At 68.5% G+C, this 14,355-nt stretch carries 13 protein-coding genes; 6 read left to right on the forward strand and 7 right to left on the reverse strand.

Translation table 11 applies throughout. The features are described from left to right. Positions 1-96 precede the first annotated feature (96 nt). Genes EGM71_RS18400 through EGM71_RS18410 form a run of 3 tightly spaced genes read left to right on the forward strand, consistent with a single transcriptional unit; the run spans position 97 to position 2,174 of the window. Complete coding sequence (locus EGM71_RS18400; RefSeq protein ID WP_083663093.1) at positions 97-687, forward strand: Sua5/YciO/YrdC/YwlC family protein; 591 nt, start codon at positions 97-99, stop codon at positions 685-687. A 43-nt stretch (positions 688-730) separates the two neighbouring features. After that, the gene (locus EGM71_RS18405) at positions 731-1,420 is read left to right on the forward strand and encodes a DUF4124 domain-containing protein (protein WP_188486245.1); all 690 of its coding nucleotides are present in this window, start codon (positions 731-733) and stop codon (positions 1,418-1,420) included. Positions 1,421-1,454: 34 nt separating this feature from the next. Next, positions 1,455-2,174, forward strand: coding sequence for a hypothetical protein (locus EGM71_RS18410; protein WP_188486247.1), 720 nt, complete (start codon positions 1,455-1,457; stop codon positions 2,172-2,174). Between the two features lie 93 nt (positions 2,175-2,267). Here the strand turns inward: EGM71_RS18410 and EGM71_RS18415 are convergent, their stop codons facing one another. Beyond that, the gene (locus EGM71_RS18415) at positions 2,268-3,044 is read right to left on the reverse strand and encodes an SDR family oxidoreductase (protein ID WP_188486249.1); all 777 of its coding nucleotides are present in this window, start codon (positions 3,042-3,044) and stop codon (positions 2,268-2,270) included. A gap of 112 nt (positions 3,045-3,156) precedes the next feature. Between EGM71_RS18415 and EGM71_RS18420 the strand changes: the two genes are divergently transcribed. Continuing rightward, entirely contained in the window at positions 3,157-3,369 is a 213-nt protein-coding gene (locus EGM71_RS18420; RefSeq protein ID WP_188486251.1) for a hypothetical protein, read from the forward strand. Between the two features lie 98 nt (positions 3,370-3,467). Here the strand turns inward: EGM71_RS18420 and sppA are convergent, their stop codons facing one another. The 4 genes from sppA to EGM71_RS18440 form a co-directional block, all read right to left on the reverse strand. Then, entirely contained in the window at positions 3,468-5,390 is a 1,923-nt protein-coding gene (gene sppA, locus EGM71_RS18425) for a signal peptide peptidase SppA (protein WP_188486252.1), read from the reverse strand. Between the two features lie 115 nt (positions 5,391-5,505). Continuing rightward, positions 5,506-6,870 (reverse strand): MATE family efflux transporter, encoded by a 1,365-nt coding sequence (locus EGM71_RS18430; RefSeq protein ID WP_188486253.1) that lies wholly within the window; start codon positions 6,868-6,870, stop codon positions 5,506-5,508. Between the two features lie 206 nt (positions 6,871-7,076). After that, positions 7,077-7,661 (reverse strand): DUF3106 domain-containing protein, encoded by a 585-nt coding sequence (locus tag EGM71_RS18435; RefSeq protein WP_188486255.1) that lies wholly within the window; start codon positions 7,659-7,661, stop codon positions 7,077-7,079. Next, complete coding sequence (locus tag EGM71_RS18440; protein ID WP_188486257.1) at positions 7,654-8,658, reverse strand: hypothetical protein; 1,005 nt, start codon at positions 8,656-8,658, stop codon at positions 7,654-7,656. Before EGM71_RS18440 ends, EGM71_RS18435 begins: the two co-directional genes overlap by 8 nt. Before the next feature lie 413 nt (positions 8,659-9,071). On the opposite strand from EGM71_RS18440, the gene EGM71_RS18445 reads away from it, so the two are divergent. Continuing rightward, positions 9,072-11,249, forward strand: a complete 2,178-nt coding sequence (locus tag EGM71_RS18445) for a primosomal protein N' (RefSeq protein ID WP_188489903.1) — start codon at positions 9,072-9,074, stop codon at positions 11,247-11,249. 106 nt (positions 11,250-11,355) lie between these two features. Here the strand turns inward: EGM71_RS18445 and EGM71_RS18450 are convergent, their stop codons facing one another. Together EGM71_RS18450 and EGM71_RS18455 are read right to left on the reverse strand one after the other, a co-directional pair. After that, positions 11,356-11,976 carry a glutathione S-transferase family protein gene (locus EGM71_RS18450; RefSeq protein WP_188486259.1) on the reverse strand — a complete coding sequence of 207 codons (621 nt, stop codon included), beginning with the start codon at positions 11,974-11,976 and terminating at the stop codon, positions 11,356-11,358. Between the two features lie 143 nt (positions 11,977-12,119). Beyond that, positions 12,120-12,899, reverse strand: coding sequence for an NYN domain-containing protein (locus tag EGM71_RS18455; protein WP_014648580.1), 780 nt, complete (start codon positions 12,897-12,899; stop codon positions 12,120-12,122). A 123-nt stretch (positions 12,900-13,022) separates the two neighbouring features. On the opposite strand from EGM71_RS18455, the gene EGM71_RS18460 reads away from it, so the two are divergent. Continuing rightward, positions 13,023-14,303: an NAD(P)/FAD-dependent oxidoreductase gene (locus EGM71_RS18460; protein WP_188486261.1), complete on the forward strand. Its 1,281-nt coding sequence runs from the start codon at positions 13,023-13,025 to the stop codon at positions 14,301-14,303. Positions 14,304-14,355 lie beyond the last annotated feature (52 nt).

The raw sequence follows: 14,355 nt of genomic DNA on the forward strand, positions 1-14,355 counted from the left end.
CCACGCCCTGCGTGGATGAAGGGTCAAGGTGTGCGGACCAACGGTCCGCACCTACCGTCCGCACCCACCACCCCTTCTGCACGCGGCAGGGGGATAATGAAGGCCCACGTCGGGCCGGTCGCCGCCATGAAAGAACTTACCCTGGACTCTGCTGTCGCCACGCTCCGCGCCGGCGGCGTGATCGCCTATCCGACCGAAGCAGTCTGGGGCCTGGGCTGCGATCCCTCGCATGAGGCGGCGGTGCACATGGTGCTGCGGCTGAAGCAGCGCCCGATCGAGAAGGGAATGATCCTGGTTGCCGCCGAACTGTCGCAGCTGGAGGGCTGGGTGCGCCTGCAGGCGTTGCCCGATGCCCGCCAGCGCGCGGTGCTAGCCAGCTGGCCGGGTGCCAACACCTGGATCCTGCCGGCCGGTTCGCGTGCCCAGCCCTGGGTCACCGGCGAGCACAGTGGCATCGCCGTGCGCATCAGCGCCCATCCGCTGGTCGCCGCCCTGTGCCGCGCCTGGGGTGGCCCCCTGGTCTCCACCAGCGCCAACCTTGCCGGTGAACCACCGGCACGCAGCCGTGCCGAGCTCGACCCGCGCCTGCTGCGCCTGCTCGATGGCATCCTTGATGGCGAGACCGGCGGCCTGGCCCAGCCAACCCCGATCCGCGACGCGCTCAGCGGCAACGTGCTGCGCTCCTGAACCGACGATTGCACTGCCGCGGACAATCGCGCACCCTGCCGCCATGAACCTGCTGCGCACCGCCCTGGGCCTGTGCCTGTTGCTGCCATGGACCGCACCGGCCGCCGAGGACGTGCGCGTGTACCGCTGTGTCGCCAGCAACGGCGCCGTGGCCCTGCAGGACAAGCCATGCAGCAGTGGTCGGCAGGAAGTGCGTGACCTGCAGCGCCCGCGCGACCCGGCACCACGGGTGGTGCGCAGCGACGCGACACCCGCGCCGCCGGATGAGGCGCCGGTGATGCGCGATCGTGAGGTCCGCCACGTCTACATCCAGCCGCCGCAGCCGTTGTACGAGTGCGTGAGCGACGACGGTCGTCGCTACACCAGCGACAACAACGAGGGCAATCCGCGCTGGGTACCGTTGTGGACCAGCGTCTGGCTTCCGCACGGGCACCAGGGCCCGGTCCATCCCGGCCCACGCCCGGCCTTCGGCACGCCGGTCGGCACCCCCATCGGTGAAGGAACCGGCTACCGGCCGCCCGCGGTGGGTGTCGGTGTGCAGGTTCCGGCCGGCAGCGTGCTGGTCCGCGACAGCTGCCATGCGCTGCCGCCGCAGGAAGTCTGCGCGCGCCTGCGCGACCGCCGCTGGGAACTGGACCGCCGTTACAACAGCGCGCTGCAGAGTGAACGCACCGCCATCAGCGACGAACAGCGTGGCATCGACGCACGCCTGTCGCGGGACTGCGAACGCTGAGCGCAGCGCCTGCCGTGGCATGTACGCTGTGCACATGAAGAACCTGATCTGGCTGGCCCTGGGCCTGTTCGCCGGCAACGCAGTGGCCGACGACGGAGTGATCTACCGCTGCACCTCCAGCAGCAGCGATGTGCCCACCCTGCAACGTGCGCCCTGCCCTGCCGGCAGCAAGCAGCAGGTGGTGCGGATTCCGGCGGCCGCCAGCGCGCCGCCTGCGCCGGCCACACCGGCCCCGGCGCCTTCGCCACCCGAACCGGCGACGACAAGTACACCACCCGCTTCCGCGCCCAGCCCCCGTCGCCCCGGTGAAGGACGCACGATCATGGAAGCCGGCATGGTCGAACGCGAAGGCGGCGATCTGATACTCGACAGTGCATCGCTGCCACGCCAGGCCGATGCTGCGCCGGACAGCAATGCGCCGCCGAAGCCGCCGCTGCCACCGATCTTCCAGTGCACCGACAGCCAGGGCGGTAGTTACCTGCACGAGTACGAAGCCGCCCCCGGGCGCTGCGAACTGATGACCGTGCAGGGCCTGGGCGGCGCCACGCCGGTCAATGCCGCCGGCTGCGAAGTGGTGCGCGACCGCTGCGAGGAACTGCCGGACGCGCAGCGCTGCAGCAGCTGGCAGCAACGCTTTCGCGATGCACGTGGCCGTGAGCGGTTCGCCTCGCCGGAAAACCGCGAAAACGCCCGTGGCGAACGCGAACGGCTGCAGGGCGTGCTGGAGGCCAGCAACTGCCCTGTACCGGGATGACAACCATCCGGTCGTGCCGGCCGCTGGCCGGCAACTGCAATCATCTGAAGATCCTGTGGTTGCCGGCCAGCGGCCGGCACTACCACCGCATGATCAGAAGCCGTAACGCAGGAAACCGCCATCCACCGCGATGCACTCGCCGGTGACATAGCTGGCTGCGGGCAGGCACAGGAAGCCCACGGCCGCGGCCACTTCCTCCGGCTCGCCGATGCGGCGCATCGGCGTGCGATTGACCACTTCATCGTAGTAGTCCGGGTCCGACAACGGACCGGACGTGCGCCGCGTGCGGATGTACCAGGGCGCCACCGCGTTGACCCGGATGCCATCCTCCGCCCACTCGACCGCGAGGTTGCGGGTCATCTGGTGCATCGCGGCCTTGGTCATGCCGTAGACCACGCCACTGCGCACGTGGGTCAGGCCGGACACGCTGCCGACGTTGACGATCGACGACGAGGCGTGCCGGGCCAGCAGCGGATGCGCGTAGCGCGACAGCTCGAAGGCCGAGAACAGGTTGGTCTCGAAGATCCTGCGCCACTCGTCCTCGGAGTACTCCGTGGCTGCCTTGGTGACGTTGCCGCCGGCGTTGTTGACCAGGATGTGCAGGCCATCGCTGTGGTCTTCCACCCAGTCCAGGATCTGCCGGCGGTCCTCGTCATCGGAGACATCGGCAGCCAGCGCGTGCACCTGGTGCTGCGGATACACATCCAGCAGTTCGTCGCGCGCCGTCTCCAGCATGTCGATGTCGCGGCCGACGATCATCAGGTCGGCGCCGAGGCCGGCCAGTTCGTGCGCGATGGCCAGGCCGATGCCGGCGCTGGCGCCAGTGATCAGGGCAGTCTGGCCGTCCAGGCGCCACCGTTGCTGGGTCATGTGTCCTCCGGGGCCGCGCCCGCTGTGTTTCGATGCCGCAAGGATACGCGCTCACGGCGGCGCCCTGCCGGGGATGCGACACTTGCCCATACGCCCACCGCGGAGAGCCGCCATGCGCATCCTGATCCTGTCCACGTCGCTGCTGGCCAGCCTGCTGCTGGCGGCCTGCCAGCGGCCGCCGACGCCGAACCCGGAGAAGCCACCGGTGCCACGAGCGATGTCGCGTGCGATCAACGAACCACTGGACCGCGCCAAGGACGTGCAGAAAACCGTCGATGACGCCGCCGCGAGCGAGCGCAAGGCCGAGGCTGACGCAACGCAGTGACCGGTGGGGTCAGCGCCCTTTGCGCTGCAAAGGGATCCGACCCCATGAACGAAAACGCCCGGCCTAGGCCGGGCGTTCTCATTCGATACCGTTGCCGATCAGAACCCGCAGAAGCAGTACGCCAGCGCCTTCACCGGTGCGCCGTTGCCCTTTTCGCGGGCCGCGTTCTCGACGAAGCGCAACTGCGTGTCCACTTCCGGCATCGTGCGTGCCAGCATCATCCGCGCCATGCCCGAATCGGACAGCATCCAGGCACCGGCGCGGCTGCCAGCGAAACCGCTGACGAACTGCGCGAACGGCGTGGCTGCCTTCTCGATGTAGCGCACGCGGTAGGCATCGGCCTTGCCGAGCTTGGCGCGGCTGGCGGCGTCGGCCACTGCATCCTTCAGGCCACCGAAGGCATCGACCAGACCGCGTTCCTTGGCCTGTGCACCGCTCCACACGCGGCCGCGGGCGACCTCGTCCACCGCCTCGACCGGCTTCTTGCGGGCGTCGGCGACGCGACCGGTGAAATCGGCGTAACCCTTGTTGATCACCGTCTGGATGACCTGGCCCACGGCCGGGTCCATCGGGCGGGTGACGTCGAAGGCACCGGCGAAACGGGTAGTGCCGACACCGTCGGTGTGCACGCCGATCTTGTCCAGCGCGCGGCTGAAGTTCGGCACCATGCCGAAGATGCCGATCGAACCGGTGATGGTCGAGGGATCGGCATAGATGCGATCGGCGTTCATGCTGATCCAGTAGCCACCGGAGGCGGCCAGGTCACCCATCGACACCACCACCGGCTTGCCAGCGGCCTGCAGCGCCACCACTTCGCGGCGGATCTGCTCGGAGGCGAACACTTCACCGCCCGGCGAATCGACGCGCAGCACCACCGCCTTCACGTTGTCGTCGTCGCGCGCGGCACGCAGCAGCGCCGAGGTCGACTCGCCACCGATGCGGCCGGCCGGCAGGTCACCGCCACTGATTTCGCCGGCGGCCACCACCACGGCCACCTGCGGACGCGAGTCCACCGGGTTGCGGCGCGCATCGAGCTGTCCCAGGTAGGTGCCGAAGTCGACGTTGCGGAAACCACCGTCGGCATCCTCGTCGGCCACGCCGCGCTCGATCATCAGATCCTCGAACTCCTCGCGGGTCTTCAGCGCGGTCACCAGCTTCTGCTGCAGGGCGAACTTGGCCAGGTCGCCACCGGCGGCAGCGATGCCTTCCGGCAGGGTGTCAATGCCGGCGGCCAGCTGTGCCGGATCCAGGCGGCGGGCCTTGGCGATGTCGCCCAGGTAGCGCTGCCACACGTCATTCATCCAGAACAGGTCGGCTTCCTTGGAGGCCGGCGACGCAGCATCAAGCACGTACGGCTCGGCCGCAGACTTGTACTCGCCCACCTTGAACAGGTGCACGTCCACGCCCAGCTTGTCCTGCAGGCCGGTGCGGAAGTATTGGCGGTAGCGGCCGAGGCCTTCGAGCACGACCGAACCCATCGGGTCCAGGTAGACCTCGTCGGCCTGTGCAGCCAGCAGGTACTGCGACTGGCCCATGCTCTCGCTGTAGGCCACCAGCTGCTTGCCGGAAGCGCGCAGGTCCTGCAGCGCGGCGGCGACTTCACGCAGCGAGGCGAAGCCCGACGGCTGCAGCTTGTCCAGCTCCAGCACCACGCGCTCGATCTTCTTGTCTTCCTTGGCCGACTCGATCACCCGCAGCAGGTCGCGCAGCTGGATCTCTTCGGCACCGTTGTCACCCACCGCCTTGGCCAGCGCGCGGCTGACCGGATCGGCGCTGAACTGCTCGACCAGGCGGCCTTCCGGCGCGATCACGAGCGTCGTGCGGTCCTGCAGCGACTTGCTGGCACCGGCACCCATGCCGGCGGCGATGACGAACATCACCAGCAGCAGGAACAGCAGGCCGAAGAACACCAGGTTGAGGATCAACCGGCGGGTGAAGTTCATGACGTCCCACAGCCCGATGAAGAAGCTGGCGACGGGATTGCGACGCGCCGGGGGCAGCGGGGGCACGGGTTGATTCATGGAACGCTCCGGATGGCTTCTTGCCGTGGTACCAGCATAGCCGGTGCCGCGTGATGCAGCATCGGACACAAGTCAGGGGATCGCCCGCCATGGGTCGGCATGGCGGGCGGGATGATCAGGACAGCATCGACTGGCCGATGCGCAGGCTGCTGCGGCGCAGGCGCCAGCCCATCAGGATGGCAGCGGCGGTCAGGCCGACGATCAGGCCGATCCACATGCCCTGCGGGCCCATGCCCAGCCCCAGGCCGAGCCCGGCGCCGAGCGGCATGCCCAGGCCCCAATACGCGAACATGGCGATGAACATCGGCACGCGGGTGTCCTTCAGGCCGCGCAGCGCACCGGCCGACAGCACCTGGATGCCGTCCGGGAACTGGAAGGTGGCCGCGTACAGCAGCAGGGTCGAGGCCAGGCCGGCCACCGCCAGGTCGTTGGTGTACACACCGACGATGGCATCGTGGCCGAACAGCAGCACCGCCGCCGACAACGTCTGCGTGCCCATGATGATCGCGTAACCGGCCCAGGCCGCACGCCGCACGCCGAAGCCGTCACCACGGCCGACCGCGTGGCCGACGCGCACGGTGGTGGCCTCGGCCACGCCCATCGGGATCATGAAGCACAGCTGCGCGACGTTGATCGCGATCTGGTGTGCAGCAGCTTCATTGGCGCCGAGGCGGCCGATCAGCAGCGCGGTGACGATGAACAGGCCGCCTTCCATCAGCACGGTGATGCCGATCGGCAGGCCGGTGCGCAGCAGCTCCCAGATCGCCTTCCAGCGCGGCCCTTCGAAATGCGAGAACAGCTGCAGATGGGCGAAGCGCTTGGTGAACCACAGGTAGGTGCCGAAGGCGATCGCCTGCAGCCACATCATCACCGCCGAGGCAATGCCCAGGCCTTCGGCGCCCATTTCCGGGAAGCCAAGCTTGCCGTTGGCCAGCACGTAGCCCATCGGTGCCAGCACCAGCAGGCCACCGAAGCCCAGCAGCATGGTCGGCAGCGTCCAGTGCATGCCCTCGCTGAGATAGCGCATGCAGAAGTACAGGGTCAGCGCGGGGCCACCCCAGCGCACCGCATGCAGGAACGCGGTCGCCCCCGGCACGATGTCCGGCGCGATGCCGAATGCCGGCAGCAGCGGCGGCACCACGGTGAGGAAGGTGAACATGATCAGGCCCAGCCCCAGCGCCAGCCACAGTGCCTGGCGGAACAGCGGGCCGATCTCGCGCTCGCGGCCGGCGCCATGCAGCTGCGACACCGAGGCGGTGAGCGAAATCAGGGTGCCGATCGGAATCAGCATCGGCAGCCACAGCAGTGCCGTACCGATGGTGACCGCGGCAAGGGTCGCCGTGGCGTGGTGGCCGGCAATCACGTTGTCGACGAAGGAGATCAGACCGGTGGACACATGGCCCAGCACAAGCGGCAGGGCGAGCAGACCGGTGGCGCCGACTTCCTTGCTGAAGCGCGGCGTGGAGGTTGCAGTAGACATAAGGTGCTTGACGCGAACTGCGGTTGCGCGCGAAGGGCACAGGCACCGGGTTGCGGGCGCCCATCTTACGCGGGCGGCGCCAGCATTCCCATGACATGGCGTGAATGCTGGGTTTCAGCCGCCCCACACAAAAAGGGGACGGAGGGGATTAAGTCGTTTCAGGCCCGTTAGTGCCGGATGCGACTTAATCCCCTCCGTCCCCTTTTTTACTGGCCGGCCTGGCGTTTGAGCCAGCTGTCGCGTTCGGCGGCGGGCACGGCGAGGAAAGCGCTGCGCACCGTGTCGCGTTCCTGCGGCGGTGTGCGCTGCGCGACCAGGGCCAGCTGGGCCAGCTGCGCCGGGCTGAGCTGGCGCAACACGGCCAGCGCGGTTTCGCGCTGCTCCGGCGGCACGAACCCGAACAGGCCATGCAGCTTGGGGAATTCCAGGCCCAGTTGCGGGCCCAGCCGCCACCCGTCGCGGAACGCCTGGTCCTGCTCCCGGAACTGTTGGCGCAGGCGCTGCTGCTGGTCCGCGGGCAGTGCATTGAAACGCGCAGCCGCCTGGCGGATGCGCTCGCGCTCCGCTTCCGGCAACGCGCGCCAAGCGGCGTAGTCCGCGCGGCGCTGGCGTTGCTGCTGCGCATCGAGCTGGGCGAATCCAGCAGGCGTCGGGGTTGCAGTCGCCGGTGCCGGCGCGGCCGGCGAACTGCCCGGAACCGGTGGCGGCAAGGGCACGTTCAACGATTGCGGCGCGGCAGACAGCGACAACGGCAGGGCCAGCAGCAGGCTGGCGAACACGGACTTATTCATCGGCAGCAGCGGTTTCCAGCGTGGCACTGGCCGGCTCCGGCCGGCTCGGCTTGGATTGCGATTCGTCCACCGGCAGCGGGCCGCCGGCGGCGGTCCATGCATACAGGTCGGCATCGGCAACCAGCGGGTAGTCACGATCGGCCAGCATCGCTGCGTCGTCAGTGGCCTGGGCCTGGGTCGCATCCGGCGTGGCGTTGACGTTGCTCGGTGGCAGGGCTTCCACCGTCACCGGACCGGCTTCGCCCACCACGCCCTCCGGCAGCGGTGCATCACTGCCGAAGGAATGTCCCTGCAGGTAGCGCCAGCCCAGCGCAGCGGCCAGCAGTACCGCCACGGTCACCAGCAGGATCAGCGGACCGCGCCAGCGCGGTTTGGCATTCGCACGACGGCGCTTGCCGTTGGCGGCCGCACGCTCGTCCCGCTGCGGTGCGCGCCAGCTGGAAGACGGGGCTTCATTGTGGGCGGTAGGTGCAGCCGGCTGCTGCAGCTGCTGCAGGCGCGTGGCCGGCAGGTCACGGACACGGGCCTGTACCTGTTCGGCCAACTGGCGCCAGGCCGATGCATCGGGCTGTCCCTGGGCGTCACGCGGGCAGGCATCGGCCAGCAGGTGCTGGTAGCCGGCCTCGTCCTGGTCGAGCACGCGCATGGCGATGCCCTCGTCCAGGCTGCCGCCCACCCGCAGCAGTAGTGCCAGTCGCGGCAGTGGCGGCATCGTGCCCAGCGCGGCCAACGACGGCACCCACTGCCCGCCCACCGGCTCGCGCAGTGCCTGGCGCTGGCCCAGCAGGGTCCAGAAACGGGTCGGCCACTGCGCCATCGGCAGATCGCTGGCGACCGCCGCAAAGGCGCGCATCACCGCCACCAGGGTCTGCTCGGCTCGCGCGGCATCGCCGCACTGCAGTTCAGCGACCACCAGGGCACGGCGCTCGACGCCGCGCAGGAACGCCGACAGCGCGCCGGCCGCGGTCGAGGAAACAGGGGCGGGCACAGCCGTCATCGGTCACTCCAAAGGTCTGCCGGCATGATAGCGGCAGGCCATCGACGCCCGTAGGACTTGCGCCCACAGGCACTTCGTGCTGCAGGTTGTGCACAGCACCACGACCCCTCCGGCGAAAACTGTGGCTTCGGGCTGAATTCACTCTGTTTCAGCATTGTTTCACACTTAAATCATTGATTTTATTATCTTTTGATGTGTGGCGATTTTTTGACCAACCCGAGGGTGAGGCCGTCGCCATCGGCCTCCCAGGTGTCCGCCAGCGGGTAACGCACAGTGTTATCCACAGAACATGTGGATAAGACTGAATCTCCAATGGACACCGATATTTAGGTGACATTTATGATTCAACAGAGGCTGGCCGGCCCCCTCTGCCCCCTGCCATTCGCGCGCGCATGGCCCGTTACACTGGCCCGATGCTTTCACCGATTCCGACCCTGCAGGTCGCCCTGCCCGTCCCCCTGCCCCGCCTGTTCGACTACCTGTCGCCGGAGGGCGATGGCCCTGCGGTCGCGGTCGGCTGCCGCCTGAAGGTGCCATTCGGCAACCGGGAGCTGGTCGGTGTGGTGGTCGGTCACGGCCAGACCGACGACGGCCAGGGACTGCGCCAGGCCCTGGCCTGGTGCGACCCACAACCGCTGCTGCAGGGCGAGCTCTGGCAGAGCCTGCAATGGCTGGCGCGCTACACCCACGCACCGCTGGGCGAGGTGCTGAGCACCGCCCTGCCCGGCCCGCTGCGCCATGGCGAGGCCCTGCCCGACACCCATCACTGGGGCTGGCAGCTGACCGCCGCAGGCCGCGCCCAGCGCGATGCGCTGCGCGCCGGCAGCCGCCCGCGGCAATTGGCCGAACTGCTGGCCGAAGCCATCGTGGATGAGGACGTGCTGGGCGAACGCATGCAGGACTGGCGCACAGCCGCGCGCAGCCTGGCCAAGCGCGAGCTGGCCGAGCGCGTTGCGTTGAGCGTGGCCCCGCAGCATGCACAGCCACTGCCCGGCCCCACGCTCAACCCGGACCAGGCCGAGGCGGTGGCCGCGATCACCGCCGCGGAAGGCTTCCAGCCGTTCCTGCTGGACGGCGTGACCGGCAGCGGCAAGACCGAGGTCTACCTGCAGGCGATCATCCATTGCCTCGCGCAGGGCAGGCAGGCGCTGGTGCTGGTCCCGGAAATCGGCCTGACCCCGCAGACCCTGGCACGTTTCCGCGGCCGCCTCGGCATCGCCGTGCACGCCTTGCATTCGGGGTTGAATGACAACGAGCGCGCGCGCGTCTGGGCAGCGGCCTCACGTGGCGAAGCACGGGTCATCGTCGGCACACGCTCGGCGGTGTTCACGCCGTTGCCGCAGGCCGGCCTGCTGATCGTCGATGAGGAGCACGACGGCAGCTACAAGCAGCAGGACGGCATCCGTTACCACGCGCGCGATTTCGCCCTGGTCCGGGCCAAGGCACTGGGCATTCCGGTACTGCTCGGCAGCGCCACCCCCTCGCTGGAAACACTGCACAACGCCTATGCCGGGCGCTACACGCACCTGCGCCTGAAGCAGCGCGCCGGCGATGCACGGCCACCGCGCGTGCGCATCCTGGATGTACGCAAGCGCCCGCTGCACGACGGCCTCTCGGCCGATGTGCTGGCCGGCATCGGGGAGCACCTGCAGCGTGGCCAGCAGGTGCTGGTGTTCAAGAACCGCCGCGGCTACGCACCGGTACTGCTGTGCCACGACTGCGGCTGGACCGCGCCGTGCCAGCGCTGCGATGCGCCGATGACCGTGCATGGCGGCGGTCGTCGCCTGCAATGCCACCACTGCGGTGCGCGGCAACCGGCGCCGCTGGCCTGCCCGGCCTGCGGCAGCCTGGCGCTGCAGCCGCAGGGCATCGGCACCGAACGCTTGGAAGAACACCTCACCGCCGCCTTCGCCGGCTTCCCGGTGGTACGCATCGACCGCGGCACCACCTCACGGCGAGACGCGCTGGAACAGCAGCTGGCGAAACTGGGGGACCAGCCCGGCATCCTGGTCGGCACGCAGATCCTGGCCAAGGGCCACGACCTGCCCAAGCTGACCCTGGTGGTGGTGGTCGGCATCGACGAAGGCCTGTTCTCCGCCGACTTCCGCGCCAGCGAGAAACTGGCTCAGCAGCTGATCCAGGTAGCCGGCCGCGCGGGACGTGCACGTGACCCCGGCGAAGTCTGGCTGCAGACCCATCATCCCGGGCACCCACTGCTGGAAACCCTGGTGAGTGGTGGCTACCACCCGTTCGCGCAGGCCGAGTTGAACCAGCGCCAGGCGGCAGGGTTCCCCCCGTTCGCGCATCTGGCACTGATGCGTGCCGAAGCGCAGCAGGTGGAGCATGCCAATGCGTTCCTGCTGGCGGCCCGGCAACTGCTGGGCGAGCAGAACGTGGTGGAGGCCTACGGGCCGATGCCTGCACCGATGCCACGGCGTGCCGGCTACCAGCGCACGCAACTGCTGCTGTCGGCCCTGCAGCGCCCGCCCCTGCACGGCGTGCTCGCGCAGCTGGTGCCGCAGCTGTATGCATTGCCGGAAGCACGCAAGGTGCGCTGGTCGCTGGATGTGGACCCGACGGATCTCTACTGAAAAACAACCTGGAGTCAGAGCCCACCCACTGGGTGGGGTCCGACCCCGATACCCTGGGGTCGGATCCCTTTTCGCAGAAAAGGGCTCTGACCCCGAACGCTTTCGCTTACGTCAGCGGCGACATCACGCCGCGCTGGTAGGCCGGCCGCTCGCGCAGGCGCGCATACCAATCCGCCAGGTGCGGAAGCTCCGGTCGCTGGATCGGCAGTTCGAACCAGGCGTAGATCAGCGAGCCCAGCGGAATATCACCCATCGCGAATTTCTCGCCCGACAGCCATGGCTGTCGAGACAGGGTGGCATCGGCCATCGCCAGGTAATCACCGGCGCGGACGATGGCGGCGCTGATGCGTGCTTCGTCGCGGTCGGCCGGCGCGGTGCGCATGATGCCCCAGACCAGGTCGCTGTACAGCGGCGCCATCCGCGAGGTGCTCCAGTCCATCCACTTCTCGGCCTGGGCGCGTTCCATCGGGTCTTCGGCGTACAGGGTGCCCAGCGCGTAGCGGGCGCTCAGGTAGCGCACGATGGCGTTCGATTCCCACAGCGGCAGGCCGTGGTCTTCGATCACCGGCACCAGGCTGTTGGGATTCATCGCCTGGTACTCCGGCGTCTGCGTACCACCATGGCTGCCGCCGACTTCGATGGACTCATACGGCAGGCCGATTTCCTCGGCGCACCACAGCACCTTGCGGACGTTGCTGGAATTGCGGCGGCCCCAGATCTTCAACATGCGGGTTTTCCTTGCTGGCAATGCGAGCGGCAACGATACGCCTGATCGGGTGGGGTGTGTGCGTGCCGGACGCGGGATCTGCCATCTGCGGCTTGCCGGCCAGCGGCCGGCACTACCGGTCTTCTTCTGGCCAGCGGCCGGCACTACCGGTTCTTTTTCGGCAGCGCGCGGACGTAGGACGACTTGCCGTCCTTCTTCAACTCGAACAACCCGATTGCTGCCAGCAGATCACTGAGCTTGCCGTAGCCGTAGTTGCGCGGATCGAACGAGGCCTGGTTTCCGATCTGGCTGCCGACCGGCCCCAGGTGCGACCAGCCATCCTCGCCCTCGGCGGAGGACACCGCACGGCGCAGCATCTTCACCAGCCGGGTGTCGCTGCGCATCTCCGCACCGCTCTTGCGCGGGCGTGCATCATCATTGGCGACGGGCTCGTTCGACGCCTGTTCGCTCGATGCCTGCTCCGCATCCGGCACGCTGGCATGGGTCTGGCCCAGCGCTTCCAGGTAAGTGAACTTCGAGCACGCGTTGACGAACGGTTCGGGTGTTTTCTTCTCGCCGAAGCCATACACCTTCACGCCATCGGTCAGCAGGCGCATCACCATCGGGGTGAAATCGGCATCGCTGGACACGATGGCAAAGCCATCAAGGTTGCGCGCGTACAGCAGGTCCATGGCATCGATCACCATCGCCATGTCGGAGGCATTCTTGCCCTTGCTGTAGGCGAACTGCTGGATCGGGCGGATCGCATACTCGTGCAGCACCGCTTCCCAGCCCTTCAACCGCGGGCTCTTCCAATTGCCATAGGCGCGGCGCACGTTGGCCACGCCGTAGCGGGCGACTTCGGCCAGGACCTCGTCGATCTTCGAGGCCGGCGCGTTGTCGGCGTCGATCAACAGGGCGATGCGCTTTTCCGGTTCGCTCATGGGCTCCTCAGGGGCCGTTGCCTGAACCCGAGTATCGCCGATCCACGCGGGCGCTGACGTGACAGGCAGCCGCCGTGCGAAGATGCCAAGCGCTTCCCCCAATGCCCCCACTGGAGTGAGTCGATGAGTCGCGAGCGCGTTCCCCACCTGGTCGTTGTCGGCGGCGGTTTTGCCGGCCTCTGGGCCACCCGTGCCTTGGCCCGCGAGCGCATACGCATCACCCTGGTCGACCGCCGCAACCATCACCTGTTCCAGCCACTGCTGTACCAGGTGGCCACCGCCGGCCTGTCCGCGCCGGATATCGCCGCGCCGCTGCGCCACATCCTCGGCCACCAGCGCAATGTGGAAGTGCGCCTGGGCGAGGTGGTGGCCATCGACAAGCAGGCCCGGCAGATCCGCATGGCCGATGGCAGCGCGCTGGACTACGACAGCCTGCTGCTGGCCACCGGCGCTACCCACGCCTACTTCGGCAATGACCAGTGGGCCGATGATGCCCCCGGCCTGAAGACGCTGGACGATGCCATCGCACTGCGCCGCAAGCTGCTGCTTGCCTTTGAGCGCGCCGAGGCCGAGCCGGACCCAGCGAAGAAGGCGGCGTGGCTGAGTTTCGCCGTCGTCGGGGGTGGTCCCACCGGCGTCGAACTGGCCGGCACGCTGGCCGAGATCGCGCGCCACACGCTACGCAACGAGTTCCGCCACATCGACCCGGCCAGCGCCAAGGTGCGGCTGGTCGAGGCTGGGCCGCGCGTGCTGTCCTCGTTCCCGGAAGTGCTTTCGCTGAAGGCGCGCCGGCAGCTTGAAAAGCTGGGCGTGGAAGTGCTGACCGGTACCCCGGTGAGCGACATCGACAGCCAGGGCTTCAAGCTCGGTGACCAGTTCGTGGCGGCACGCACCGTGGTCTGGGCCGCCGGCGTGGCTGCTTCGCCGCTGGCGCGCACGCTGGACGTGTCGCTGGACCGCGCCGGACGCGTGCAGGTGCAACCGGACCTGACCCTGCCCGACCACCCGGAGCTGTTCGTGGCCGGCGACCTGGCCGCACTGAGCCAGGCCGATGGCAAGCCGGTGCCCGGCGTGGCACCCGCCGCCAAGCAGATGGGCAAGTACGTGGCCGAGGTGATCCGCGCACGCCTGCACGGCAAGCCCGAGCCCGGCCCGTTCAAGTACGCCGACTACGGCAACCTGGCCACCATCGGCCGCATGGCCGCGATCGTGCACCTGGGCCGGCTGCAGCTCTCCGGCGTGCTGGCCTGGTGGTTCTGGCTGGCCGCGCACGTGTTCTTCCTGATCGGCTTCCGCAACCGCATCGTGGTGCTGCTGAACTGGGCGGTCGCGTACTGGAGCTACCAGCGCAGTGCGCGCATCATCTTCGGTGATGACCGCGACGACCGGCGGCCGAAGCGGTAGAGCCGAAGACGGACACGGTTCTCTGCCTGGGAGTAGATCCACGCCATGCGTG

This window comes from Stenotrophomonas maltophilia (assembly GCF_006970445.1).
Taxonomy (GTDB): Bacteria; Pseudomonadota; Gammaproteobacteria; order Xanthomonadales; family Xanthomonadaceae; genus Stenotrophomonas; species Stenotrophomonas maltophilia_AU.

Excerpts from the sequence above, each read along its gene's own strand:
- EGM71_RS18420 (WP_188486251.1), top strand. The coding sequence starts at position 3,157 with ATGCGCATCCTGATCCTGTCCACGTCGCTGCTGGCCAGCCTGCTGCTG.
- EGM71_RS18400 (WP_083663093.1), top strand. The coding sequence starts at position 97 with ATGAAGGCCCACGTCGGGCCGGTCGCCGCCATGAAAGAACTTACCCTG.
- sppA (WP_188486252.1), bottom strand. The coding sequence starts at position 5,390 with ATGAATCAACCCGTGCCCCCGCTGCCCCCGGCGCGTCGCAATCCCGTC.
- EGM71_RS18405 (WP_188486245.1), top strand. The coding sequence starts at position 731 with ATGAACCTGCTGCGCACCGCCCTGGGCCTGTGCCTGTTGCTGCCATGG.
- EGM71_RS18460 (WP_188486261.1), top strand. The coding sequence starts at position 13,023 with ATGAGTCGCGAGCGCGTTCCCCACCTGGTCGTTGTCGGCGGCGGTTTT.
- EGM71_RS18445 (WP_188489903.1), top strand. The coding sequence starts at position 9,072 with ATGCTTTCACCGATTCCGACCCTGCAGGTCGCCCTGCCCGTCCCCCTG.
- EGM71_RS18435 (WP_188486255.1), bottom strand. The coding sequence starts at position 7,661 with ATGAATAAGTCCGTGTTCGCCAGCCTGCTGCTGGCCCTGCCGTTGTCG.
- EGM71_RS18410 (WP_188486247.1), top strand. The coding sequence starts at position 1,455 with ATGAAGAACCTGATCTGGCTGGCCCTGGGCCTGTTCGCCGGCAACGCA.
- EGM71_RS18430 (WP_188486253.1), bottom strand. The coding sequence starts at position 6,870 with ATGTCTACTGCAACCTCCACGCCGCGCTTCAGCAAGGAAGTCGGCGCC.
- EGM71_RS18450 (WP_188486259.1), bottom strand. The coding sequence starts at position 11,976 with ATGTTGAAGATCTGGGGCCGCCGCAATTCCAGCAACGTCCGCAAGGTG.
- EGM71_RS18440 (WP_188486257.1), bottom strand. The coding sequence starts at position 8,658 with ATGACGGCTGTGCCCGCCCCTGTTTCCTCGACCGCGGCCGGCGCGCTG.
- EGM71_RS18415 (WP_188486249.1), bottom strand. The coding sequence starts at position 3,044 with ATGACCCAGCAACGGTGGCGCCTGGACGGCCAGACTGCCCTGATCACT.
- EGM71_RS18455 (WP_014648580.1), bottom strand. The coding sequence starts at position 12,899 with ATGAGCGAACCGGAAAAGCGCATCGCCCTGTTGATCGACGCCGACAAC.